Annotated in this window: 24 protein-coding genes; 11 read left to right on the top strand and 13 right to left on the bottom strand. The window is 49.6% G+C overall.

Features of this window, described 5'->3' with window-relative positions; translation table 11 throughout:
* Positions 1-5 precede the first annotated feature (5 nt).
* The 3 genes from RHD99_RS17870 to citC are packed head-to-tail and all read right to left on the bottom strand — an operon-like array spanning position 6 to position 2,265.
* Complete coding sequence (locus RHD99_RS17870) at positions 6-902, bottom strand: aldolase/citrate lyase family protein (protein ID WP_183271156.1); 897 nt, start codon at positions 900-902, stop codon at positions 6-8.
* Positions 899-1,195, bottom strand: a complete 297-nt coding sequence (citD, locus tag RHD99_RS17865) for a citrate lyase acyl carrier protein (RefSeq protein WP_309875645.1) — start codon at positions 1,193-1,195, stop codon at positions 899-901. Before citD ends, RHD99_RS17870 begins: the two co-directional genes overlap by 4 nt.
* Positions 1,192-2,265, bottom strand: coding sequence for a [citrate (pro-3S)-lyase] ligase (citC, locus tag RHD99_RS17860; protein ID WP_309875643.1), 1,074 nt, complete (start codon positions 2,263-2,265; stop codon positions 1,192-1,194). Before citC ends, citD begins: the two co-directional genes overlap by 4 nt.
* A 370-nt stretch (positions 2,266-2,635) precedes the next feature.
* Here citC and dpiB point away from each other — a divergent pair, with 370 nt between their 5' ends.
* Both dpiB and dpiA read left to right on the top strand, forming a co-directional pair.
* Positions 2,636-4,300 carry a sensor histidine kinase DpiB gene (gene dpiB / locus RHD99_RS17855; RefSeq protein ID WP_309875640.1) on the top strand — a complete coding sequence of 555 codons (1,665 nt, stop codon included), beginning with the start codon at positions 2,636-2,638 and terminating at the stop codon, positions 4,298-4,300.
* Positions 4,269-4,952: a two-component response regulator DpiA gene (gene dpiA / locus RHD99_RS17850; protein WP_309875638.1), complete on the top strand. Its 684-nt coding sequence runs from the start codon at positions 4,269-4,271 to the stop codon at positions 4,950-4,952. The genes dpiB and dpiA overlap by 32 nt, the downstream gene beginning before the upstream one ends.
* Positions 4,953-4,965: 13 nt before the next feature.
* On the opposite strand, the gene dcuC is transcribed toward dpiA, so the two are convergent.
* On the bottom strand, positions 4,966-6,348 hold the full coding sequence (gene dcuC / locus RHD99_RS17845) for an anaerobic C4-dicarboxylate transporter DcuC (protein WP_309875636.1): 1,383 nt from the start codon (positions 6,346-6,348) through the stop codon (positions 4,966-4,968).
* Between the two features lie 496 nt (positions 6,349-6,844).
* On the opposite strand from dcuC, the gene RHD99_RS17840 reads away from it, so the two are divergent.
* The 7 genes from RHD99_RS17840 to cspE all read left to right on the top strand — a co-directional run bounded on the left by RHD99_RS17840 (position 6,845) and on the right by cspE (position 14,728).
* Complete coding sequence (locus tag RHD99_RS17840) at positions 6,845-7,294, top strand: DUF2946 domain-containing protein (RefSeq protein ID WP_309875633.1); 450 nt, start codon at positions 6,845-6,847, stop codon at positions 7,292-7,294.
* 85 nt (positions 7,295-7,379) lie between these two features.
* Complete coding sequence (locus tag RHD99_RS17835; protein WP_309875631.1) at positions 7,380-7,739, top strand: copper-binding protein; 360 nt, start codon at positions 7,380-7,382, stop codon at positions 7,737-7,739.
* Between the two features lie 11 nt (positions 7,740-7,750).
* Positions 7,751-9,010: a TolC family protein gene (locus RHD99_RS17830; RefSeq protein WP_183271435.1), complete on the top strand. Its 1,260-nt coding sequence runs from the start codon at positions 7,751-7,753 to the stop codon at positions 9,008-9,010.
* On the top strand, positions 9,007-10,458 hold the full coding sequence (locus RHD99_RS17825; protein ID WP_309875629.1) for an efflux RND transporter periplasmic adaptor subunit: 1,452 nt from the start codon (positions 9,007-9,009) through the stop codon (positions 10,456-10,458). Before RHD99_RS17830 ends, RHD99_RS17825 begins: the two co-directional genes overlap by 4 nt.
* On the top strand, positions 10,455-13,574 hold the full coding sequence (locus RHD99_RS17820; RefSeq protein ID WP_309875627.1) for an efflux RND transporter permease subunit: 3,120 nt from the start codon (positions 10,455-10,457) through the stop codon (positions 13,572-13,574). The genes RHD99_RS17825 and RHD99_RS17820 overlap by 4 nt, the downstream gene beginning before the upstream one ends.
* A gap of 222 nt (positions 13,575-13,796) precedes the next feature.
* Entirely contained in the window at positions 13,797-14,318 is a 522-nt protein-coding gene (pagP, locus tag RHD99_RS17815) for a lipid IV(A) palmitoyltransferase PagP (protein WP_374708493.1), read from the top strand.
* 200 nt (positions 14,319-14,518) lie between these two features.
* Entirely contained in the window at positions 14,519-14,728 is a 210-nt protein-coding gene (gene cspE, locus RHD99_RS17810; protein ID WP_004100146.1) for a transcription antiterminator/RNA stability regulator CspE, read from the top strand.
* Between the two features lie 212 nt (positions 14,729-14,940).
* Here cspE and crcB read toward each other — a convergent pair whose 3' ends face one another.
* Entirely contained in the window at positions 14,941-15,324 is a 384-nt protein-coding gene (gene crcB / locus RHD99_RS17805) for a fluoride efflux transporter CrcB (protein ID WP_309875624.1), read from the bottom strand.
* A 107-nt stretch (positions 15,325-15,431) separates the two neighbouring features.
* Here crcB and RHD99_RS17800 point away from each other — a divergent pair, with 107 nt between their 5' ends.
* On the top strand, positions 15,432-16,220 hold the full coding sequence (locus tag RHD99_RS17800) for a deaminated glutathione amidase (RefSeq protein WP_309875622.1): 789 nt from the start codon (positions 15,432-15,434) through the stop codon (positions 16,218-16,220).
* 128 nt (positions 16,221-16,348) lie between these two features.
* Positions 16,349-16,552 (top strand): twin-arginine translocase subunit TatE, encoded by a 204-nt coding sequence (tatE, locus tag RHD99_RS17795; protein ID WP_183271145.1) that lies wholly within the window; start codon positions 16,349-16,351, stop codon positions 16,550-16,552.
* Between the two features lie 100 nt (positions 16,553-16,652).
* Here the strand turns inward: tatE and lipA are convergent, their stop codons facing one another.
* From lipA to mrdA, 8 genes are all read right to left on the bottom strand, one after another.
* Positions 16,653-17,618, bottom strand: a complete 966-nt coding sequence (gene lipA, locus RHD99_RS17790; protein WP_183271144.1) for a lipoyl synthase — start codon at positions 17,616-17,618, stop codon at positions 16,653-16,655.
* A 301-nt stretch (positions 17,619-17,919) separates the two neighbouring features.
* On the bottom strand, positions 17,920-18,840 hold the full coding sequence (locus RHD99_RS17785; protein WP_309875619.1) for a YbeF family transcriptional regulator: 921 nt from the start codon (positions 18,838-18,840) through the stop codon (positions 17,920-17,922).
* Between the two features lie 323 nt (positions 18,841-19,163).
* Positions 19,164-19,805 carry a lipoyl(octanoyl) transferase LipB gene (gene lipB, locus RHD99_RS17780; RefSeq protein ID WP_309875616.1) on the bottom strand — a complete coding sequence of 214 codons (642 nt, stop codon included), beginning with the start codon at positions 19,803-19,805 and terminating at the stop codon, positions 19,164-19,166.
* 84 nt (positions 19,806-19,889) lie between these two features.
* Complete coding sequence (gene ybeD, locus RHD99_RS17775; protein WP_183271141.1) at positions 19,890-20,153, bottom strand: DUF493 family protein YbeD; 264 nt, start codon at positions 20,151-20,153, stop codon at positions 19,890-19,892.
* 110 nt (positions 20,154-20,263) lie between these two features.
* Positions 20,264-21,475, bottom strand: coding sequence for a D-alanyl-D-alanine carboxypeptidase DacA (dacA, locus tag RHD99_RS17770; protein WP_183271140.1), 1,212 nt, complete (start codon positions 21,473-21,475; stop codon positions 20,264-20,266).
* 144 nt (positions 21,476-21,619) lie between these two features.
* The gene (gene rlpA / locus RHD99_RS17765; protein WP_309875613.1) at positions 21,620-22,747 is read right to left on the bottom strand and encodes an endolytic peptidoglycan transglycosylase RlpA; all 1,128 of its coding nucleotides are present in this window, start codon (positions 22,745-22,747) and stop codon (positions 21,620-21,622) included.
* 16 nt (positions 22,748-22,763) lie between these two features.
* On the bottom strand, positions 22,764-23,876 hold the full coding sequence (gene mrdB, locus RHD99_RS17760; RefSeq protein ID WP_183271138.1) for a peptidoglycan glycosyltransferase MrdB: 1,113 nt from the start codon (positions 23,874-23,876) through the stop codon (positions 22,764-22,766).
* A gap of 2 nt (positions 23,877-23,878) precedes the next feature.
* The gene (gene mrdA / locus RHD99_RS17755) at positions 23,879-25,780 is read right to left on the bottom strand and encodes a peptidoglycan DD-transpeptidase MrdA (RefSeq protein ID WP_183271137.1); all 1,902 of its coding nucleotides are present in this window, start codon (positions 25,778-25,780) and stop codon (positions 23,879-23,881) included.
* Positions 25,781-25,795 lie beyond the last annotated feature (15 nt).

Below are 25,795 nucleotides of genomic sequence, written 5' to 3'. Positions count from 1 at the left end.
TAGCCTTATTCTTCACGAATGCCGGAAAGTGCGGCGCGAGACAACACCAGACGAGCACGTTCGATAACCGGGCTGTCGACCATTTTTCCGTTCAGAGAAACCACGCCGCGACCTTCTCGTGCAGACGCCTCGGCGGCTTCGACAACCGCGTTTGCATGGTCGACTTCTTTTTGAGTCGGGGCGTAGAGGTTGTGCAGCAACTCAATCTGGCGGGGGTTGATAAGCGATTTGCCATCAAAGCCAAGCTGTTTTATGTGCGCCGTTTCGTGCAGGAAACCGGCTTCGTTATTGGCGTCGGAATAGACGGTGTCGAAGGCCTGAATGCCTGCGGAACGCGCAGCTTGCAGGATGGAACAACGGGCGAATAGCAGCTCAGTGCCTTCAGGAGAACGCTCTGTGCGCAAGTTACGGACGTAGTCTTCCGCGCCCAACGCGATACCGATTAAGCGTGATGATGAATGCGCAATGGCAACCGCTTGAGTAATACCCATTGGTGATTCGATTGCCGCCAGTAATCCGGTACTACCCCGTTCACGGCCACATTCGGCTTCAATTCGCACGATTTCGCTTTCAATGTCGATAACGTCTTGTGCCGTATCAGTTTTTGGCAGGCGTACGATATTTGCACCACCGCGTACAACCGCTTCCAAATCGGCTACGCCATATTCAGAGTCGAGCGGATTCACGCGCACGATGGTTTCCACGTCCTGATAAAGCGGATGTTGAAGTGCGTGGTAAACCAGGCGACGCGCCGCATCTTTTTCCCGCAGGATGACCGAGTCTTCAAGGTCGAACATCAGAGCATCGGCCTGATAAATAAAGGCGTTGCTCACCATTGCAGCGTTGGCGCCCGGAACAAAGAGCATGCTGCGGCGGGTGCGGTTTTTTTGTTCAGGAGTCATGCTTTTTCCTCCCATGGCAGGCTGTTTACATCACTTGCGCGCACCAACAGGGTTTCCAGGCGGGCGCGGAGAATACAGTCCAGCGCACCTTTGTCATCCAGAATCAACTGAACTCCCTGAATATGATGGCGATGGAGGATTTCCAGCACGGTGGCGCGAATGGCGTCGCCAAACTGTTTTTCAACGTTGCTGCTTATTTGCAGGTCTATTTCCTGATTCTCTAGTGGGGCGATGCGGATCATCACATCGCCTGATTCCAGGGTGCCGGCGACGGCTGCATGCGTAATTTTCATTTTTCACCTGTTAATGTGGATTCAAGTTTCCCGTTAACGGAGTGGGCAGGGCGAGCGACGAACATGCTTTCCAGGTAGTCGCGCGTCACTTCGGGAACAAGTTTGTCGATCGACGAAAAGTCTTTTTTCACCAGCAGCTTGCGTACCCAGGAGGCGGAAATCGCCATGCCGTGATATTGCAGGCGCTCAATTTCAACCAGCTCAATGGGGGGAACAGGCAGTGAGGGAGTTTGTAGCCAATGGCGCATATCTTCGTTGTATGCGGCGGTGACGGCGCACCAGGGTTCTGTACCGACAAAGCGGTGTGTTATCCCTAAAGCGGGAGCCAGAAACTGGCGGAAAATCTTCAGGTCTATTTCGGTGTGGCAGTGGTTGAGCACGCCTTGTTCTTTGATGAAATAACAAGGAAATGTCGCACGCGAAATGATGTACTCAGAGCCGCGATGAACGGTGAGTCTTTTAATATCGGCGGTGCCGGTACGAACCAGTGCGAGGCGGTCTTCATAAGGGAAACGTGAGGTGTCTTCTTTCACCAGAAAAACATGCAACCAATCACATTGCTCCGCTGCTTTTTGGATTAAATAGCGATGCCCGTGAGTAAATGGATTGGCGTTCATCACGATGCAGCCAATTTTATCGCCAGCCTGGCGCAATGTGGTGAGATAGCTGGCGTAGCGTTGCAGGCGTGTCGCGCTATTTTCCATCAAAACCATCATGCCGGGCACGCTGGTGATGGTATAAAAACCGCACTGCTTAAAGAGCGCTTCGTTTTGTGTTTTGGTGTAAATGAACAGGTGAGGGCATTGCCGCTCATAGGCGAGGTTAATTAATTCTGTGGCAAGGGTGAGAGCGATACCTTCACCGCGTACGGTTTCATCGACAGCCACACATTTAATGATATTCCCTGCAATCCCTCCGCAAGCGATAAGCCGATCATTTTGGGTGACGGTAATAAACACGTCCACTGTCGTATCGATGCTCAGATCGTTTTCACGCAGAAAGCGTGTAATAGCTGCCATTTTTATATTATCGGCACGTTTAACCTGGGCTAATACGGTATTACCAAACATGAATTCCGGTTTCCTGATACTGGGAAGGCTTGCTGAAAACAATTGTGGTTATTTGTTGCAACTTATAACGTTTTATTTTCAATTGAGCTTTTCGATTTTTTTAGTACAGCAAGGGAGATCGTAAGGGGTATTTGTTGAGAAGGTTTTGAGCTATTTCACAAAGGGTTACGTGACTTAAATAGACTTAATGGTTTTTATTTGTTTAATTAGTTTCTTTGCGATTTGTGACGTGGTTTTTATTTGTTTAATTGATTTAATGTTCTAAATCTGTGACGATTAATTTTATTTTTCCGCCCTGTTTTAGATACAAATTTATTACATTTGGCTAAATCCACGGTATTGATTTCGAGGCTTAAATAAGAATCGAGGGATGCATGGAAAGGAAAGGGTTAGCGTAATGCGTTTTTTTCATCAGATTGCCTTTCCATTAAGAATTTTCTTGCTGCTTCTGCTGGTGTCGACTTTATTGATTGCCGCTTTAGGTAAGTATTTATCCGCCAGTTTTGAAGATTATCTGTTTAATCACGTTCGTGATATGGCCATGAACCAGGCGCGGATTATCGCGTCAAATGACAGCCTGATCATTGCGGTTAAGAATAGAGACAGCCAGCGTCTGGCCGCGATCGTGGGTAAAATCTCTACCGGTTCGGATTTTGATTATGTGGTGATCGGCGATAGCCATTCCATCCGCCTTTATCACCCGAATCCGGCAAAAATTGGCTATCCCATGCAATGGACAAAACCCGGCGCTCTGGAAAGAGGGGAAAGCTACTTTATTACCGGAGAAGGCTCCATTGGTATGGCTATGCGGGCAAAAACCCCGGTTTTTGACGAGAGCGGGAAGGTGATTGGCGTGGTATCGCTAGGTTATTTGGTGAGCCGAATTGAAAGCTGGCGCCTGGATTTCCTGCTGCCGCTGGCTGGCGTGTTCGTGGTTATCCTGATTATTCTGATGCTGCTGTCCTGGCTTTTTGCTTCCCATATTCGCAGGCAGATGCTGGGCATGGAACCTCGCCAAATTGCGCGTGTGGTTCGTCAACAAGAGGCGTTGTTCGGATCGGTATATGAAGGATTGATTGCAGTAGATAGCGCGGGTCTCATCACTGCAATTAATCGTAACGCGCGTAAAATGCTTGGCTTGCGCTCCCCTGGCAGGCAGTGGTTGGGGAAACCGATTGCTGAAGTTGTGCATCCGGCAGGATTTTTTACCGAGAAGATCGACGAAGCGCGTCAGGATGTGATGTGTACATTTAACGGATTGAGTGTGATTGCCAATCGAGGCGTCATTCATTCCGGGCATGCATCCCCAGCAGGTGCGATTGTGAGCTTCCGCAGTAAAGATGAAATCAGCACATTGAATGCGCAGCTTACGCAGATTAAACAATATGTTGAGAGCCTGCGGACGTTGCGCCACGAGCATCTGAACTGGATGTCGACACTCAGCGGGCTGCTGCAAATGAAGGAGTATGACCGTGCGCTGGAAATGGTAAAGGGAGAATCTCAGGCGCAACAGGCACTCATCGACACTCTGCGTGGCTCGTTTAATGACCGGCATGTTGCGGGGCTGTTGTTTGGCAAGTCGCAGCGGGCGCATGAATTGGGCCTGGAATTAAATATCGTACCTGGAAGCCGTTTACTGGCGCTTCCGGATGGGCTGGATAGCGCGGAGTTTTCGGCGATTGTCGGCAATTTATTAGATAATGCGTTCGATGCCAGCCTGAAAAGCGCCCAGAACCATAAGATTGTTGACCTCTATTTAAGTGATGAAGGTACGGACGTCATTATTGAAGTCGCCGATCAAGGCTGTGGGGTGCCAGAGGCGTTACGTGAAGTTATTTTTGAACAAGGTGTCAGCACCAAAACCGAGAACAAGGATGCACATGGCATTGGATTGTATCTGATTGCCAGTTATGTCACTCGCTGTGGCGGGGTAATTACCCTGGAAGACAATGAGCCCAGTGGTTCTTTATTTTCTGTTTTTATTCCGAAAGTGAAAAAGAGCAATGACTCAATCAATAACAATTCTGATTGTTGAAGATGAAACGGCGTTGGCAGAAATGCACGCGGAGTTTATTCGTCAAATGCCAGGCTGTGGGCAGGTGTGGCTGGCAGGGAATTTGGTACAAACAAGAATGATGATTGAGCGGTTTAAACCCGATCTCATTTTACTGGATAACCATTTACCCGATGGCAAAGGGATCACATTGCTGCATGAGCTAGTGCAGAACCGCTACCCCGGCGGCGTGGTGTTTACCACGGCGGCAAGCGATATGGACACGGTTTCGGATGCTGTGCGTGGTGGCGTATTTGATTATCTGGTGAAACCTATCGCCTATGAGCGCCTTGAACAAACTCTGACGCGTTACAAACAAAGAATGCAGATGCTGGCGAGCAACGCCAGTGCCAGTCAGCGGCAGATTGACGATATGTTCAACGCTTACGCGCGTGGCGAGCAAAAAGAGGTTTTACCGGTGGGAATTGATGAACTGACGCTTGAGAAAGTGCAGTTACTGTTTACCGACCACGATGCTCGGCATACGGCTGAAACGGTGGCGGAGGTGTTAAAACTAAGCCGCACTACTGCCAGGCGTTACCTGGAGTTTTGTGCAAGTTGCCAACTCATCATGGCGGAAATTGTCTATGGCAAAGTAGGTCGCCCACAGCGTACTTATCGGGCGACCTTTTAGATGACGAGTGGGTTTAGCCGCCCACAACGATTGCAGAGGATGGTACGAGGATCTCGGTGGCGATAATCACCACAATCAGACCAACCGCAATCGGTACTGAAGTCCGTTTAACCACTTCGAAAGGTGAGATTTTCGCCATACCCGCTACCGCTACAACGACGCCGGAAACCGGAGAAATGGTACGGCCCAGGTTGGACGCTTGCAGCATAGGAATCACAAGGTACGCAGGGTTGATGCCAGAGGAGTGAGCCAGTTTCGGGATCATCTCAACAAATGCGTAGAACGGCGCGTTACCTGAACCGGTGGTCATTGCGGCCAACATCGTGAGCACGACCAACACCAGCATCAGAATGATACTTGCGGAGCCAAATGATGTCGCAATGGAAATCAGGCTCTGGATAAAGCCGATGGTGCTCAGGCCCTGAGCGAACACGCCCGCTGCCACCAACAGCATCACCACGTTTGCGAAGGCATCAGCCATACCGCGGTAACAAACCTCCAGCCCGGAGAAAACACTCTGCGTATTGAAACTACGGAAGAATTCAATAATTGCCGCAATCAGAATACAGATAACTAAAATAGTAATGATATGCAGCTGTGGACCCCATTTACCGTCGAAAATCAACACACCAATAATTGGTGTAAACGGCAGAATGGCATAGAAAGAAGGCGCGGTAGTCTGGATTTCGCTGACATCTAGCATTTCATGGCTAATGTTCTCTTTTTTATCCAGATAGCGTTGCCAGAAGAAGTGGGCAATCGCCATCGCAATGATGGCAGCAATGGAAATTGGCACGGTGGTTTTAAAGGCAAAATCAACCAGTGTCATTTCAGCCGCTTTCGCAGCCAGCACCACGTCGCCAGAAGTCGGAGACAGGATGATTGCAGCAGGGGAGGCACAAATTGCAGCCGCAGCACCACGGCTAATACCGACGTTCACCATCACCGGGAACAACGTTGCCATCAGCAATACACCCAGACCGGTCGCAGAAGAGACCGCCAGTGACATCAGGCACGCCACGAAATACGCGGCAATCATCAGAATGTAAGGTGAGTTAATGAGTTTCAGCGGTTTTGACGCGAGCTTTACGACCATGTCGTTCGCGCCAATATGCGTCATATAAGAGGCGAAACCACACAGCATCATGATCATCATGCCGAGATCGCCACCGCGGCTCATCAGCAGGATTTTGATATATTCGACAATATCGGTTGCTGTGTAACCGGTGCTTTCAGCACTGGCTGGTAATACTTTGTGGCCCATCAGGGCGCTAATAATCAGTAACGTTAAGCCGCCGACGAATAATACGCCGGTGGCGGAGTAGCCTTTGATGATGTAGCGAGCTACACCAACAATCACTACAACCCCAATAAGTAATTCAATCGTTGTCAGCATTAAAGCCCCCTGTTGCGTTTGGTACTCGGCATCTGTTGGCCGCACCTGAACGTAACGCCATGCCAGAAAAATAAAAAATAACGGTTATATACCCAAAATAATTCAAGTTGCTTGAAGGCGGCAAAGCAGTGAATCCCCTGGAGCTTACTCAAGTAAGTGACTGGGGTGAGCTGATGCAGCCAACGCATAAGCAGCTTGAAGTATGATGGGTATAAAGCCGTCTGCGAAAGCGGTGTCAATCTGCCTGAATCAAAGGCGGCGATTTCTGATAAGCATCAAATTTAGCAAGCTTCGTGAGACTGCCATCATACTTTTGTAGGCAGTGTTGCAATTATGACATTTACTTATTGATATGCGTTATTTATTTACACAGTTGATCGTTCTATTAATAACCATTTGGAGGCTATTTAATTAAAAATATATTACGCAATTGTTAATTCATTGCCTGTGTGTAAATGTAAAGCCATTAAAAATCTCTTCAAAATAGAAAGGCCTGATGCTTATACTGGCGCCTCGTTTATTTGAGGCCACTATTTTGCAATCCACTTTCTGGTCGACAAGCCGTTTGCGCTTTTTCAGAAAGCATCTTTTGATGCTGCTGATGGCGTTCGGCTGGCTGTTTGTCAACAGCCAGGTCGCAGTGGCATCGCATGACTGCCCGGTAAACATCAGTTTGCAGTCACTTTCCATTCAGCATAGCGATCATATGCTGATGAACAGCACACGAGATTTGGCGAAAACGAAAGGAATGTTGTGTGAGAAACACTGTATTCCTGATGTGATGCAAAAGGATAACGGCCACACTTCTTTGGCTGCTTTGCCGACGGCAAATACTCTGGCTTTAGTGGTCCCTGAATGTAATGAAACGGTATCGTCCGTTGCCTTAATATCACCGCCTGCAACAGGCCCTCCCGCCACGATTCGGTTTTGTCGTTTTAGAGAATAACTCCAGCACTGTCTTGGTTCATGCCTTTTCGATTTAGGGCATTCCGGCGTTTCGCCGTCCTTTGACTTAAGTTCTGGAGATTTTTATGTCTATTTTTTCTGCTCGTTCTCTTTCAGCTATTGCGCTGTCCGTATTTGCTTTCATCACTGTGGCTCATGCTGCGTCGACCGAAATGTCCCATGACATGGCGATGTCCATGCCCATGGAAAATCACATGGCGGCTGAAATTTATCATGGCCAGGGCGTCGTGAAGAAAACCACTGCCGATTCCATTTCTATTGCCCACAAACCTATCACTGCCCTTAACTGGCCCGCCATGACGATGACGTTCAGCCTGCCTGAAAGCGGATCATTGCCCGTGGTTAAAGCCGGTGACGCGGTGGACTTCACTTTCAGCCAACAGGCTGAAGGTTACCAACTCGCCTCAGTTACCCCGACTAAGTAACGGGGGAAATGATGAGACAACATTCCCTGAGCTTATGGCTCGGTGGGGTGCTGCTTGCTGTGCCTGTCTTCGCCGCAAATGCGGCAGAGTTCAGCCTGCAACAGACCCTGGCCGCCGCTGAGCACTATTCAGCAGAACTTTCCGCCAACCGCAATCAGAGCAATGCGCTGAGTGCTATGGCTGATTCTGCCCGCGAGTTACCCGATCCTAAATTGAAATTTGGTATTGAAAACGTCCCGATTGAGGGCAACAACAGCCATCGATTTACCCGTGAAGGCATGACCATGCAGCGTATTGGCATCATGCAGGATTACGTCAGCGAGGAAAAACGCGACCGTAAAGCTGAAACTATTCTGGCGCAATCAGCCAGTAGTGCGGCGAAAGCGGAAGTCATTCGAGCGGAGTTGCTTCGAACGACCGCGCAGGCCTGGTTGGATCTGGCGTTGTCAGAAAAAGTGCTGGCGACGGCACAGAAACTGGTAGCCGAAACCGAACGCCAGGTCGCCGTGCAGAAGGCGACGGTGGCCAGCGGCAGCACTCCAGCATCAAGCGTGGTGGATATCCGCATGACGCTTTTAGACATGCAGGACAAAGTGACGCTCGCGCAGCGCGATGTAGTTCTGGCGCAGACACGTTTGCTGCGACTGACAGGTGAAAATATTGACTCGGTCAGCGGTAATTTGCCGCGCTACCAACGTTTGCCTGCTGACCCTGCGGTACTGGAGCAAGGCGTCAGCCAGCATCCGGAAGTGATTGAGGCTGCGCGTGAGGCGGATGTTGCTAAAGCGCGTTCGGCGCAATCGGCAGTGGCGGCAAAACCGAATGTCGGCGTTGAGGTGTATTACGCCCATCGTGCGGATGATTACGATGACATGGCGGGCGTGATGTTTACCGTGGACATGCCGCTATTCAAATCACAGCGCCAGGACAAAGACCTGGCGGCGGATATGTCCCGTTCAATGGAAGCCAATGACCAACTCGCCATCGCGAACCGGGAACGTGTTGCGCTGGTTCGCACATTAGTGGCGCAGTACCAGGCTGCGCAAACGCTCTGGCTGCGCCAACAGGACCAGATTTTGCCTTTGCAGCGCCAGCGTCTTTCACTGATTGAAGCGCAATATCGTTCCGGTCAATCGACTCTCTCTGACTTACTCAATGCCCGCCGCACGCTGCTGGATACCGAACTGAACGCGCATAACGCTGAAAAAACCGTGGCTGAAACCTGGGCCGCTATACGCTACCTGACGCCACAGGAAAACAACCCATCATGAAAACCATCACGCAAATTTCTTTGTTAGCCCTTGCGGTCGCCGCAGCCCTTGGCGTGGGATATTACGCGGGTAAACAGAGCACCATCACCACGATGCCGACAGCTCAGTCGGAACGAAAAGTTCTCTATTGGTATGACCCGATGACGCCAGGCCAGCGTTTCGACAAACCGGGTAAATCACCGTTTATGGATATGGATCTCGTCCCTCGTTATGCCGATGAAACCACCGAAGATGGCGGAGTGACGGTCAGCGCTCGTCAGCAGCAAAATCTGGGGATAAAAACGGCAGTGGTAGAGAAAAAAGCCCTCAATTATCAATTTGATGCTTTTGCTACCGTCTCAACCGATGAACGCAGCGTGCAGATTATCCCCGCCAGTGCCAGCGGCGTGGTGGAGAAGTTGTTTGTTAATGCGCCACAACAATTTGTAAAAGCAGGCGAGCCGCTGGCACAACTCTGGATCCCTGAATGGACGGCAGCGCAGCAAGAATATCTCGCCGTGCGGCGTTTGGGAGACAGTGCGTTAACCAGCGCTGCACGTGAACGGCTACAACTCCAGTTCATGCCCGCTGAAATCATTCGCCAGGTTGAGCGCAGTGGTAAACCTCAAACGCGCGTGACAGTCAGAGCCAAGCAGGCTGGCTATATCAACAAACTGGAGACGCGCGAAGGTGCGCAAGTCGTGGCAACCGCGCCATTGTTTGAAATTGCCAGCCTCGAGAAAGTCTGGATTGTTATCGATTACCCGCAATCTCAGGCGCAGGTGCTGCAGCCAGGAAGTGAGATTGTGGCATCGAGCGATAACTGGCCCGGTGAAGCCTTCCTCGGGCGCGTCAGTGAATTGCTGCCAAATATGGAAACCTCCACCCGAACCCTGAAAGCCCGTGTCGTGCTGGAAAACCCACAAATGAAACTCAAGCCAGGAATGTACCTTAAGGTGAAACTGGCGAACCCGCTCAATCTGCCGCCAGTGCTGGCTATTCCAGAAGAAGCATTAATTGAAACCGGTAGTGCCAGCCGGGTGTTAGTCACTCAGGATGACGGGCATTTTAACCCTGTCAATGTCGTGGTTGGTGGCGCTCAAAACGGGTGGGTGGAGATTAAACAAGGATTGAAAGAGGGCGATAAAGTCGTCACGTCCGGCCAATTCCTGATTGATTCGGAGGCAAGCCTTCGTAGCGCGCTTCCACAGGAAAAAACCGCCACCACCACGGTTCAATATCAGGGCGAAGCCGTAGTGAAAGAAATAACGGATGACACGATTACGCTTTCCCACAAGCCGATTGCGGCACTCAAATGGGGCGCGATGACCATGGATTTCGCACTGACGTCCGCGGTCGACGCGCAAAGCGTTAAAGTGGGGGACAGTGTGATGTTTAGCTTCACCCTGGATGACGAACACGGTGCGGTGATTACTCACCTGATGCCAATGACGGGGGCGATGAAATGATTGCCGCTGTCATTCGCTGGTCTCTTAAAAATCGGCTGCTGGTGCTGTTGGCGGCAATCATGATGGCGGCGTGGGGGATTTGGTCACTTCAGCGTGCGCCGTTGGATGCATTGCCGGATCTCTCGGATGTGCAGGTGATCATTCGTATCAACTACCCGGGCAAAGCGCCACAGGTAGTTGAAGATCAAGTCACTTATCCACTCACCACCACTATGCTTTCAGTGCCGGGGGCGAAAACCGTGCGCGGCTTTTCGATGTTCGGCGATGCCTATGTCTACATTTTGTTTGAAGATGGCACTGATCCGTACTGGGCGCGTTCGCGGGTTCTTGAATATTTAAGCCAGGTTCAGTCACAACTGCCAGCGGAGGCCAAAGCCTCGCTGGGGCCAGATGCGACCGGTGTTGGCTGGGTGTATGAGTACGCGCTGGTGGACAGAACGGGCAAACACAGCCTTGCGGATTTACGTGCGCTGCAAGACTGGACGCTAAAGTTTGAGCTTAAAACGGTACCGAACGTTTCGGAGGTCGCGAGTGTTGGCGGCATGGTGCGGCAGTATCAAATTGTGCTCGATCCACAACGTATGCGTGCGCTGAATATAACCCATGAACAGGTCATCAATGCGGTACAGAGCGCAAACCAGGAAGGTGGCGGCTCGGTTATCGAAATGGGTGAGGCCGAATACATGGTGCGCACCGCCGGTTACCTGAAAAGTCTCAATGACTTTAAGCAGGTGGTTATCGCCACGCGAGAAGGTGTTCCGATAATGCTCAGCGATGTCGCGACGCTGCGGATGGGGCCAGAAATTCGCCGTGGGGTGGCTGAGTTTAACGGAGAAGGCGAGGTCGCAGGCGGCATTATCGTCATGCGGTACGGGAAAAATGCGCTGGATACCATTAATGCGGTGAAGGCGAAGCTTCAGCAAATTCAAAAGAGTTTGCCAGCGGGAATAGAAATTGTTCCGGTCTATGATCGCTCACACCTCATTGAAAATGCGATAGAAACGCTTTCCCATAAGTTGCTGGAAGAGTTCATCGTCGTGGCACTGATCTGCGCGCTGTTCTTGTTCCATTTCCGTTCGGCGCTGGTGGCGATGATCACCTTGCCTCTGGGGATTTTGGGTGCGTTTATTGTGATGCACTACCAGGGGGTGAACGCCAATATTATGTCGTTGGGCGGGATTGCGATTGCGATTGGTGCGATGGTCGACGCGGCCATTGTGATGATCGAAAACATGCACAAAGTGTTGGAACAATGGCGGCATGACAATCCTGACAAACAGCCCACGAGTGCCGACTATTGGCGCATTTCGGAACAAGCAGCCGTTGAAGTCGGGCCTGCGTTGTTCTGTAGTTTATTGATCATCACGTTGTCATTTATTCCGGTGTTTTCCCTTGAAGCGCAGGAAGGGCGGATGTTCTCACCGCTGGCATTCACCAAAACCTACGCTATGGCCGTGGCTGCGGGGCTGGGGATTACACTGGTGCCGGTTCTGATGGGCTATTTCATTCGTGGGAAAATACCTGATGAAAAAGCCAATCCTGTTAACCGCTGGCTGATTGCCGCTTATGAACCGCTGTTGGATAAAGTGCTGGCGCGCCCGAAAACTACGCTGGTGATAGCCGGAGCCGTTTTACTGGCGACATTGTGGCCGTTAAGTCGCCTCGGTAGTGAGTTCATGCCGCCGCTGGATGAAGGCGATTTGCTGTATATGCCATCCACATTGCCGGGGATTTCAGCTCGTGAGGCCGGGCGTTTACTGCAACAAACCGATCGTCTCATCAAAACAGTTCCGGAAGTGGCGACGGTGTTTGGTAAGGCAGGACGTGCCGATACTGCAACCGACCCTGCGCCTTTAACAATGATAGAAACCACCATTCGCTTTAAACCTCGCGACCAGTGGCGCCCGGGAATGACGATGGACAAGCTAGTCAACGAGCTTGATAGCGTAGTCAAAGTCCCCGGCATCGCTAATGTTTGGGTACCGCCGATTCGCAACCGTTTGGATATGCTGGCAACGGGCATCAAAAGCCCGGTCGGTATCAAAGTGAATGGCAACAATATTGCTGATATCGAACAAGTGGCTGAGCAAATTGAACGGGTGGTGAAGCAGGTTCCTGGTGTGACGTCTGCACTCGCGGAGAGACTTGGCGGGGGACGTTATGTGGATATTAATATCGATAGGCTGAAAGCTGCGCGTTATGGCGTGTCGGTCAAAGAGTTGCAATCGCTGGTGGCATCGCTCATTGGTGGGCAAAATATTGGCGAAACAATCGAGGGGCGTGAGCGCTATTCAATCAATGTTCGTTACCCGCGAGAAGTTCGTGATAACGTTCAAAAACTGAAAAATTTGCCGGTGATCACCGCAAATGGCAGCCAGATTACGCTCTCTGAACTCGCCGATATCAGCATTACTGATGGCCCACCGATGCTGAAAAGTGAGAACGCCCGTTTATCGAATTGGGTTTATGTTGATTTGCGTGGAAGAGATTTAAAATCAGCCGTGGAGGATATGCAGCGAGCGGTTAACCAACAGGTAAAATTACCGGATAGCATTTCATTATCGTGGTCTGGTCAATTTGAATATCTGGAACGTGCGAGCGCTAAATTAAGAATAGTCTTACCCTTCACGCTGGTAATTATATTCGTCTTACTCTACGTGACATTTTCGCGAGTGAGTGATGCATTATTAATAATGGGGACATTGCCGTTCTCATTAATAGGTGGAGTCTGGTTGCTCTACCTACTTGGATACAATTTATCCGTTGCCGGAGCGGTAGGGTTTATTGCTTTAGCAGGAGTGGCAGCTGAATTTGGCGTAATAATGGTACTTTATTTAAATCAAGCCATTGCGAGGCATAAAGCGCTCGAACCGTTGGGAGGAAAACCGATGCTAATGCGTGCGCTTCATGAAGGTGCTGTATTGCGTGTCAGGCCAAAAGTCATGACTGTCGCGACGATTATGGCGGGTTTGTTGCCGATAATGTGGGGAGATGGCACCGGTTCAGAAGTCATGCGCCGTATCGCTGCACCAATGATTGGCGGGATGATCACTGCGCCATTGCTTTCGATGCTGGTGATTCCTGCGATGTATGTATTACTAAAAAGACATAAATAAGAGAAGCTTGCCCCAGTCATTTTTGATTTTCTGAAAATGATTGGGGCATTTTTTTGCCTTAATCATAAGCAAAAGAGGGCATGTTTAGGATTTTACCAGGCGCTTATTTAGGTTTGGTTAATATACAATTTGTTAAGTTGTACTTTGTATTTAGAAATGGAAATCAATGTGTCACTAGCAAATAAAATTATCTTTTCGTTTATTATTTTCATCTCACCCATAATGATTGCGCCTGCTGCGATGGCTAATCAAAATGGGGTATTGAGTGACGCCTGGAATACCTTGTCTGACAATGTTTCACAAACCTGGAATGAACCGCAACATTATGACTTATATGTTCCGGCGATCACCTGGCATGCCCGCTTCGCCTACGATAAAGAAAAAACAGACCGGTATAACGAAAGGCCATGGGGCATTGGGTTTGGGCAGACCCGCTGGGATGACAGTGGGAACTGGCATGGTTTGTATCTGATGGTGTTTAAAGATTCCTTTAATAAATGGGAACCGATTGGGGGATACGGCTGGGAAAAAATCTGGCGACCGTTAACGGATGACAACTTCCACCTCGGGCTGGGTTATACGCTGGGAGCCACGGCGCGCGACAACTGGAACTACATACCTATTCCGGTAATTTTGCCTTTGGCATCGGTCGGATATGGCCCGGCGACCTTCCAGATGACCTATATCCCCGGAACTTACAACAACGGTAACGTTTACTTCGCCTGGCTACGCTTCCAATTCTGATTTTCTGCACAAGCCGGAATCAATCCAAACCGAGATGTTTGCTAACTGATGTTTGAAAATACGGGCTGCTGCACATTTTTTAAAAGAGGTAGCAAATTTTCTCACTTTTTAGCAATTCTAGGCTGGACAAAATCCATCACAATTGGTGTACTGGTGTTCGACACAGCATTTGTGTCGTTTTTCATGTAAAGGTAATTTAGATGTCTAAGATTAAAGGTAACGTTAAGTGGTTTAACGAGTCAAAAGGCTTTGGCTTCATTACTCCGGAAGATGGTAGCAAAGACGTGTTCGTACACTTCTCTGCAATCCAGAGCAATGGTTTCAAAACCCTGGCTGAAGGTCAGCGCGTTGAGTTTGAAATCACTAACGGTGCCAAAGGCCCATCTGCTGCAAACGTAATGCCTATCTAAGTCATTACCAGTAGAATATAAAAACCCGCCAAGGCGGGTTTTTTTTGCTTTAAATTCAGGAAAATAAGTAAATTTTTACGAAGCACACCACAATCAGCGTGCTTACCAGCACCGCTGTCCACTCAGCAACACGTTCTTTCATCGTTTTGTCTCACGCTATTTTTCAAACAGAGTGGCAGACAAAAATTAAGCTAACCTTAACGCGTTGCGGATCAGTGGCCGTATGCCGAAGAAACTAACCAAAATGCGATGGCGGTCATAATCAGTGAGCCTGCGAGGTTCAATAGCATGTTTAATCCCGCCCATGCCAGACGCCCATCCTGAAGCAGGAACACGACTTCTGCCGAAAAGGTCGAAAACGTTGTCAGGCCGCCGCAAAAACCAGTGGTTATCAGCAATTTCCAGACGGGATCAAGATGTGTCATTTTGGTGAACAGCGCCAGACCCAGACCGATAATAAACGCGCCTACCAGGTTTGCAGTCAACGTCCCCACAGGAATGGCACCATGCACGGAATTGAGTTTCATACTGAGCAACCAGCGCGCAACGCTCCCCGTTCCGCCGCCAATAAACACGGCTAATAGCATCTGCAACACGATATTTTCCTGTTCTTTATAATGCGAAAGAGAATGAGTGTAACGTCAGCACGGGGCGTTTCACACCGGGTATACTAAAAATATTCGCGACCTTTTGGGAAACTACAATGAAAGTTGCAGTAGGGCAGTTTGCGGTGAGTAAGGACTGGCAGGAAAACGTACAGACCTGTATCGGGCTTATGGAGCGGGCCAAAAACGCAGGAGCGCATTTGCTGGTACTACCCGAGGCGGTGTTGGCGCGTGACGATAACGATCCGGATTTGTCGGTAAAATCGGCACAAACGGTGAATGAAGCGTTTATCGCGCCGCTTTGCGAACAGAGCCGCCATGATCAAATGACTACGATCCTGACACTGCATATCAAAACCACACCTGGACGGGCGGCCAATACCTTGCTGGCTATCCGTGATGGTGAGGTCATTGCCCGTTATCAGAAGCTCCATCTTTATGATGCGTTTAACGTACAGGAATCCCGGCTGGTTGATGCGGGAGAAAGTATGCCGCCTTTGATTGATGTTGCGGGCTTTAAAGTCGGATTGATGACCTGTTACGATGTGCGTTTTCCAGAAATGGCGTTAAGTCTGGCTTTAGCAGGTGCAGACGTTTTAGTCCTGCCAGCGGCCTGGCTGCGCGGTCCCAATAAAGAAATGCACTGGGCCACTCTTCTGGCCGCTCGAGCACTCGATACCACCAGTTATGTTGTGGCTGCCGGTGAGTGCGGTAATAAAAATATTGGTCACAGCCAGGTTGTTGATCCGCTGGGTGTTGTTGTTGCGGCGGCAAATCAGCGCCCGGCACTGATCTACGCTGAACTGGAAAGCCAGCACCTTGCTGATGTACGAGCGATGCTACCGGTACTGAAAAACCGGCGTTTCGCTTCACCACAATTGCTGTGATTAATTTTTGAGCATCACTTGATTCAACTTGTTACAGGTTGCTATTGTATCGCAAGTGAAAATGACCGTTAATTGTCTCAGTGTATTATTCGCCGTATTCACGGCACGCATGATTATAGAAGGTTGCTATGGGTGAGATTAGTATTACAAAGTTGTTGGTAGTCGGTGTGCTGATTGTTTTATTATTTGGCACCAAGAAGTTGCGCACACTCGGCGGCGACCTCGGCTCAGCAATCAAAGGCTTCAAGAAAGCCATGAGTGACGACGAGACCAGCGCGAAGTCTGTCAACAATACGGATGAAACAACTGACCGTATTACGCACAAAGACTGATTGCGTCTCAGCTTTCGACGAGCAATAAAAAAAACCGGCCTTTAATGAGCCGGTTTTTTTTGCCTGTAGCACAAATCAAAAGTAACAATTTGTTACATCGTTATTTGACTTCCATGCCTTTGGCTTGCAGATCCGCATGGTATGAAGAACGAACAAACGGGCCGCAAGCTGCATGGGTAAAGCCCATCGCCAGCGCTTCTGCTTTCATCTCTTCGAACTCATCTGGACTGACATAACGCTGCACCGGCAAGTGATGACGGCTCGGCTGCAAATACTGGCCCAGGGTCAGCATTGTGACGCCGTGGCGGCGAAGATCGCGCATAACTTCCACAATTTCTTCGTTCGTTTCACCTAAACCTACCATCAAACCTGACTTGGTCGGGATGTCTGGGTGCGCTTCTTTAAAACGCTCCAGCAGTTTCAGTGACCAATTGTAGTCAGCGCCTGGGCGAACCTTACGATAAATGCGCGGAACGTTTTCCAGGTTGTGGTTGAACACATCTGGTGGCGTGGCGGTAAGGATCTCTAAAGCCTTGTCCATACGTCCACGGAAATCTGGCACCAACGTTTCAATTTTGATCGTTGGGTTCTTCTCGCGAATAGCGCTGATGCAATCAGCGAAATGCTGAGCACCACCATCACGGAGATCGTCTCGGTCAACAGACGTGATAACCACATAGCGCAACGCCATGTCAGCGATGGTTTGTGCCAGTTTAGCCGGTTCATTGGTGTCTGGCGCGACAGGGCGGCCATGAGCAACATCACAGAACGGGCAGCGGCGAGTACAAATTGCGCCAAGGATCATAAAGGTTGCCGTTCCGTGGTTGAAACATTCTGCCAGGTTAGGACAGGAAGCTTCTTCACACACAGAGTGCAGACCATTTTTGCGCATTGCCGCTTTGATACCCTGAATTCGGGTCGAATCAGATGGAAGTTTGATCTTCATCCATTCCGGCTTTCTTAACAGCTCCTGGCGCTCGGTCACCACGTTTTTAACCGGGATCAGAGCCATCTTATCGGCGTCGCGGTACTTGACGCCGCGTTCCATTACAATGGGTTTACTCATATCGTACGTGTTCCAGTTGCTGATATACCCGTCGTTCTTCAGGAAGCAGGGGGCTGCTCACGTTTGCCGCCTACCTGGTTCTTGAAGTCACTTGGGTATAACGAATTCAGGCTAATAGAATGTTTTATTTATCAACTATTTTTTAATAACGCGCGAAGTATACCATCAGTGAAGGGGATAAATCTGCCTGACAGAGCAGTAAAACAGGGAAAGAATTGTAAATGAGTTGTTGGTTTGTGCGGTTTGCTACGTTAACAATTGGCAAATCGACCTCGTAGCGAGCGCTGCGAGGTCGAAATGACTACACTTCTTCAAATTCGTGGATGATGGCCTCGATGACTTCTTGCAATATTGGATCGCGGGTGCTGAGTTTGTTGAAATGCATGGTGGTGGCAAGCGAGACAGTTGAAAACTTCTCACGCTCCACTGTTTTAAGTTGGAAAGGGCCTGAAAACATTTCAAATATTTTGTATGGCATAAAGCCAATCAGGTCGCTGTTGCTAAGCATTGAAGCGATAGCTAAAAAGTTATAGCTGCTGAACCTGACCTGGCGGTTAGGCAAGATCTCGTTAATCAATTGGCGAGTATCGACCACCAGATCATCCTGCATAATCAAAAAGGTATAATTCATCTCATGGTTATTAGCGGAGAGAATTAATTCTGCATTCGGATGGTCATGACGGCATACCGCGACAAGGTGGTCATCATACAGTTTGTAGCTACTGATTCCGGGGCCATGATGAGGACGGGTATCGAGCGCAATATCAGCCTGGAATTGTGATAGCTGATTCTCAGCTATTGGCACATTCCGAACAGATAATTTTGGATTTACTTTCTGAATCACTGAATAGATTCGTGGCATCAATAATGCGCCCGAGGAGGGAGCGCTCGCAACGGTAATAATACGCTCTTTATCATAGTTATTATTGACATCTAACGCGCACAGAATTGACTCAAGTCCCTGGCTAATATACTCATGCAAATGTGCGGCGTAGGCGGTCGGTGTGACACCTTGCCCCTTACGGATAAACAGTGGGTCAGGAAAAGTTGCCCTCAATTTTTGTATGGACTGACTAATCGCTGAAGGCGTTAGATTTAACACCTTCGCCGCATTGACGATCCCTTTATGTATGTAGACTGCTTCGAAAACGGTTAATAAGTTAAGGTCGATACCGCGTAATGCCTTGAACGTTGGATAATGATTTTTCTCATCTCTTTCCATGAAACCTTTCTCCTTGGTGTAACCATGCTGAAATACATTCAAATTGTATAATTCAATAATTATATTTTAATTATGGCTAAACTATATATTTAGTTATTACTAACAATATTGCAGAGGTGATGAAGAGACTTAATTATTCAGTGCGTAAATGTTTAAGTCATTATTATTGAGCGTGGAGGGTACCTTCCTGAATGAATATGGCAAGGGGACATGTATTTAACCAAGGGAAATTATACAAAACTTACCATAAAGTAAAGTGCTGCTGAATAATATATTATTTTATAACCGCACCGTTAGAGGTGCAGTTATAGAAACAGGTAATATTATTCGGTTATATATTTAACTGATGGGTTATTGAGTAATGTAATAAAGTTATTGATGAGCAAAGGTTGAACATCTTCAAGCAATACGCCTGGTCGCAGTGAACTCACCTGAGTCATTTCCAGCCCGGCGTAACCGCAAGGATTGATGCGTAAAAATGGGCTGAGATCCATATCAATATTCAATGCTAACCCGTGAAAGGAACATCCCTTGCGGATGCGCAGGCCAAGAGAGCAAATTTTACGCCCATCAACATAGACACCTGGCGCGTCGGCGCGGGGATAGGCTTCTATTCCCAATTCTGCGAGCGTGTTAACCACGGTCTGCTCAAGGATTGTGACCAGTTCTCGAACGCCCAATTTGCGACGCTTCAGATTAAGCAGCACGTACATAACTTGCTGACCCGGGCCGTGATAGGTCACCTGGCCACCGCGATCGCTTTGGATGACAGGGATATCGCCGGGAACCAGTACGTGTTCAGCTTTTCCTGCCTGGCCCTGTGTAAATACGCGCTCGTGTTCTACCAGCCAAATTTCATCGGCAGTGGTTTCATCTCGGGTATCTGTGAAGTCATGCATTGCCTGCGAAATCGGTTCGTAAGGCTGCAGGCCAAGTTGACGGATTTGAATAGTATCTTGAGACAAAACATCGTCTCCGGCAGGTTGAAAAGTGGAAGGAGTATATCACAGCGAGAAAAGGCAGTACCCGGCCAGAAGGCCGGGCGCAGATTACAACACCATACGAACGATTTCGATATTGCCCAGTTCTTCGTACAGGGTTTCAACTTGCTCAATGTGGGTCGCATTAATGGTAATCGAGACAGAGTGGTAATTACCTTTGCTGCTCGGTTTAACCTGTGGGGTGTAGTCACCAGGTGCGTGGCGCTGCACCACCTCAACGACCAAATCAACCAGCTCAGGTTTCGCCAGACCCATCACTTTATAAGTAAAGGAGGTCGGGAATTCGAGCAATTCTTTCAGATTGGTTTTCATGGTAGCTCCAGCGTTACGGCATTAAAAATGATAACTCCCGCCAGCAGGGCGGGAGTTGCTTTGATTCATAGTATATGGGGATGACTTCTACACTTTCAAGTGTTCAATTATTAACCAAACCAATGGTGGAACATCAGTTTGATGTAATCAATGATACGACTGAAGAAGTTACCTTCCGGCATTTCCTGCAGCACCACTAAAGGACGCTGTTCGATAGTTTTGCCATCCAGTTGGAAGTTGATGGTCCCAACAACCTGATTTTTTTGCAGTGGCGCGTGCAGTTCGGTGGTGTTAAGCACATAACTGGCTTTCAAGTCTTTCATGCGGCCACGTGGGATCGTCAGGTAAACGTCTTTATCAACGCCCAATGATGCGCGGTCATTGTCGCCAAACCAGGCTGGCTCAGAGGCAAATTCTTTACCTGCTTTCAGTGGAGAAACAGTTTCAAAGAAGCGGAAGCCCCAGGTCAGCAGTTTCTTACTTTCAGTTTCGCGACCTTTATAGGTGCGACCGCCGAGTACTGCGGAAATCAGGCGCATCTGGCCTTCGGTTGCTGAAGCCACCAGGTTATAACCCGCAGCATCAGTATGGCCGGTTTTGATGCCATCAACCTGCAGGCTGGTATCCCACAACAAGCCGTTACGGTTTGTCTGGCGGATATTGTTGAAGGTGAACTCTTTTTCTTTGTAGATAGCGTATTCGTTTGGCACATCGCGAATCAGCGCCTGACCAATCAGCGCCATATCACGCGCAGAGCTGTACTGACCTTCCGCATCGAGGCCGTGTACGGTCTGGAAATGGGTATTCTTCAAGCCCAGAGCTGAAACATAGCTGTTCATCAGACCGACGAATGCATCCTGGCTTCCTGCTACAAAATCGGCCATAGCAACACAAGCATCGTTACCTGATTGCAGGTTAATCCCACGAATCAGTTGTGAGACAGGCACTTGCATACCCGGCTTAAGGAACATCAAAGATGAACCTTTGAAGACTGGATTACCCGTAGCCCATGCGTCCTGTCCAACAGTCACAATCGAGCTTTCGTTAAATTTACCGGCTTTCATTGCCTGACCGATGACGTAGCTGGTCATCATTTTGGTCAAGCTGGCGGGGTCACGGCGAGTATCGGCATTCGATTCAGCCAGAACTTTCCCGGAGTTGTAATCAATCAGGATGTAGGCTTCAGCATCAATCTGCGGAACGCCTGGGATCATGGTTTTAATGTTCAGGTCGTCAGCGTGTGCAGCAGCCATCGCCGAAAGAGTTAGGGCTGTACTAAGCGCCAGGCGTTTAAAAAAACGAAAAGAAGGGGCTGTATTCATGATTAGAACAACGACGTCCATGATAGGAATAAAAAAAAGTGCCTTACTATAGCAAAAGCGATTTTTGCTGGCATCCGTCTTTGCGCATCAATTGTTAATGAAATTTACATTAACTGACGCAGGACGGATGCCAGACACAACCACTTACATAGCGGGTGCGTTAGTGATGAAAGATTGCTGTTGGGCTTCGCTCATCAAGCGTTGTTGTAGTGCAGCAGCTTCGCCTTTACTACTAAACGGCCCAAGTTGTACACGGTACATGGCACCATTACTGGAAACCTTGCCCGGCACGCCAAATTGTTGGCTAAGTTTTTGCTGCCATTGCGTTGCACGCGTCTGGTCACTGACCGCGCCAACCTGAACCACGTAATGCCCGGAGGCTGTGGCAGCAGGAGCGGCAGACTGTACGCTGCCCTGAACTGAACCCGGCGCGGTAACAGGCGCGCTTGGTTGCACAGGCGTGGCTGTCACAGTTTGTGTTGCGGCAGCGTCAGGCTGGTCATTCTCAATTACGCCCGCAGCCAGCGGTGTTGCAGCGCCGAGGAAACCACTGTTGTTGATTGGAGCACCGGTTGTATCTTCACTTTGCAGCGTGGAGTTACTAATGGCGCGAACATCACCCTGAGGGGCATCAGACGGAGCAGAAGTTGCACTCCCCATGCCCGTGTTTAAATCCGGACGAGCGGGCAGGGCGTAAGTTTGTTTAGCGATCGTCGTACAAACCGTACCAGGGCCGGACATGGTGCCGTCTTGCGCCACCAGAATCGGGTCGATACGGACTTTGGTATTGTTTGAGGTGTTCAGTCGATCTGCTGCGGCGCGAGACAATGAAATCACACGGTCGTTGCCATATGGACCACGGTCATTGATGCGCACGACAACCATACGGCCATTCGCGAGGTTAGTGATTCGCGCGTAGCTTGGGATCGGGAGTGTCGGGTGTGCAGCGGTCAATGCAGACGGATCAAACGTTTCGCCTGACGCGGTCAGGTTACTACCCGGTTCTGCGTCATAAATGGCAGCAAGACCGGCCTGACTGAAATTCGCCGGGTTCTGCACGATTTTGTAGCTCTTACCGTTGTTTTCGTAATCCTGATTTACCGAAGGATTCAACGGTTCGAAGCGCGGGTCTGCGCCGCTGATTTCAACAACCGGTCCATTACATACAGCCGGTTGCGGTTGCTGATCCACTTGCTGTTGGTCGCCATCATCAGACGAGCAGCCAGCCAGTAATGCAGCTACTACACAGACTCCAAGCCAACGCTTTACCATTACCCACCTCATCCACTTACACGCTTTTTGATAACATTTTTCTGTGGGTATGTATCGACATCACGATACCAAACCCGGCCATCAGAACAATGAGTGCCGAGCCCCCGTAACTCACCAGCGGCAAAGGTACTCCGACCACGGGTAAGATACCACTAACCATGCCAATGTTAACAAACACATATACGAATAAAATCAACATTAGTCCACCGGCCATAACACGACCAAAGGTGGTTTGAGCGCGAGCCGCAATCACAAGGCCGCGCATAATTAACAGTAGATAGAGCGCCAGTAACACCAAAACACCCACCAGTCCTAACTCTTCGGCCAGTACTGCGAAGATAAAGTCGGTATGACGTTCGGGTAAAAACTCAAGCTGAGACTGGGTTCCGTGCAACCAGCCTTTACCTCGCAAACCACCAGAGCCAATAGCAATCTTAGACTGAATTATGTGATAGCCCGCACCGAGTGGGTCACTTTCTGGGTCAAGGAGCATCATGACGCGAGCACGTTGGTAATCATGCATCAGGAAGAACCACAAAATCGGAATAAACGCGGCGAGCAGAAGGACGGCAACCCCAATCAGTTTCCAGCTCATACCGGATAAGAACAGTACGAACAAACCTGAAGCGGCGATAAGAATCGACGTTCCCAGATCGGGCTGAGCAGCAACCAGTAACGTCGGCATGAAAATAAGGATCAGGGCGATACCGGTGTTTTTCAGCGTCGGCGGGCAAACATCACGGTTAATAAAGCGAGCAACCATCAACGGCACCGCGATTTTGGCGATCTCCGAAGGCTGGAAGCGAACCACCCCAAGGTCCAGCCAGCGCTGCGCACCTTTAGATATCGCACCAAACGCATCTACCGCGACCAGCAAGATGATACAGACGATATACAGGTACGGTGCCCAACCCTCGTAAACACGGGGAGGGATCTGTGCCATCACGATCATCACCACCAGCCCCATCAGGATCTGGCCAATCTTACGCTCCATCATGTCCATGTCCTGGCCACTGGCGCTCCAGATAACCAGCGCACTAAAGATAAGCAGCGCCAGGATGGTCACAAGGAAAAGCGGGTCGATATGGATTTTATCCCAGAACGACTTTTTATTTGGATTATCAGTCATGGTCATTGATCCTCTGCACTCGCTACAGCGGGTACTTCAGTAGGCAGAACCGTATTGTTATCGCCGAGCATAATATGGTCGAGGATTTGACGCATGATGGTGCCTACAGCGGGGCCTGCGCCGCCATTTTCCAGAATCATGGTGACGGAAACCTGTGGATTATCGTAAGGAGCAAACGCGGTCATTAATTTATGATCGCGTAAGCGTTCAGCAATTTTATGGGCGTTATAGGTTTCATTGGCTTTCAGACCAAAGACCTGTGCTGTCCCTGATTTAGCTGCGACTTTATACGGCGCGTTAGCGAAGTATTTATGAGCTGTACCGTTAGGACGGTTGGCAACGCCATACATACCATCTTTGGCAATTTCCCAGAATCCAGAATGGATGTCGCCCACCGGCGGCTGAACTGGTTGTTGCCACGGTACTTTTTTGCCGTCCTCGACGGTGCTCATCAAGAAATGCGGAACGCGAACGATGCCATCGTTAATCAGAATCATCATCGCTTTACTCATCTGGATAGGCGTCGCAGTCCAGTAGCCCTGACCGATACCGACAGGAATGGTATCGCCCTGGTACCAGGGTTTCTTAAACCGTTTCAGTTTCCATTCACGTGTTGGCATATTGCCGGAACGCTCTTCAGAGAGGTCGATACCCGTGTAATGCCCATAGCCAAACTTGCGCATCCACTCGCCCATGCGGTCGATGCCCATGTCATAGGCGACCTGGTAGAAATAGGTATCTGCAGATTCTTCAAGCGCTTTGGTGACGTTCAGGCGGCCGTGGCCCCATTTTTTCCAGTCTCGATAGCGTTTTTCAGAACCCGGCAACTGCCACCAGCCTGGGTCAAATAGCGAAGTATTACGAGTGATAACCCCGGCGCTTAACGCGGAAACGGCCATATACGGTTTCACCGTAGAGGCTGGAGGGTAAACCCCTTGCGTTGCACGGTTGATAAGCGGTGTATTGGGGTCATTTAGCAAACCGGTATAGTCTTTGCTCGAGATACCATCGACGAACAGGTTCGGGTTGTAACTTGGCATTGAAACCAGCGCCAGAATACCGCCAGTACGAGGGTCAGTGACCACGACTGCGGCACGGCTTCCCGCGAGCAAGGTTTCAATGTAATTCTGTAGTTTAAGGTCAATCGTCAGATAAATATCATGCCCGGCTTGCGGTGGCACTTCTTTGAGCTGGCGAATCACACGACCACGGTTGTTCACTTCAACTTCTTCATAACCCGTCTGGCCGTGCAGAACGTCCTCGTAATAGCGTTCGATTCCGAGCTTACCGATGTCATGCGTTGAGGCGTAGTTTGCCAGCTTGCCGTCTTTATCGAGGCGTTCCACGTCTTTATCGTTGATTTTGGAAACATAGCCTATGACGTGCGTCAGCGCTGAGCCATACGGGTAGAAACGGCGTTTATAGCCTTTAACTTCAACACCCGGGAAGCGGTACTGGTTAACGGCAAAACGCGCAACCTGCACTTCGGTGAGGTTGGTTTTGACCGGAATAGAGGTGAAACGATGCGAGCGGGATCGCTCTTTTTTAAAGTTGGCAATATCGTCATCGGTTAAATCCACTACCGAGCGAAGTGCTTCAAGCGTCGCCTGCACGTCATCCACTTTCTCCGGCATCATTTCAACCTGATAAATAGTGCGGTTGAGCGCCAGTGGCGTGCCGTTGCGATCGTAGATAATGCCGCGGCTGGGCGGGATTGGAACCAGTTTTATGCGGTTTTCATTGGAGCGAGTTTGGTAGTCGGTGAAACGGACGATTTGCAAATTATAAAGGTTGGCGACAAGCACACCGCTTAGCACCAAAATACCGAGAAACGCGACCAGCGCCCGGCGCACAAATAGCGCAGACTCAGCTGTATAGTCACGAAAAGAATTCTGTAATTTCATCCGAAGCTTAGTTCT

Origin of the sequence: Buttiauxella selenatireducens, from assembly GCF_031432975.1 — a bacterium.
GTDB lineage: Bacteria > Pseudomonadota > Gammaproteobacteria > Enterobacterales > Enterobacteriaceae > Buttiauxella > Buttiauxella selenatireducens.
This window is presented reverse-complemented; position numbering and strand designations above follow the sequence as displayed.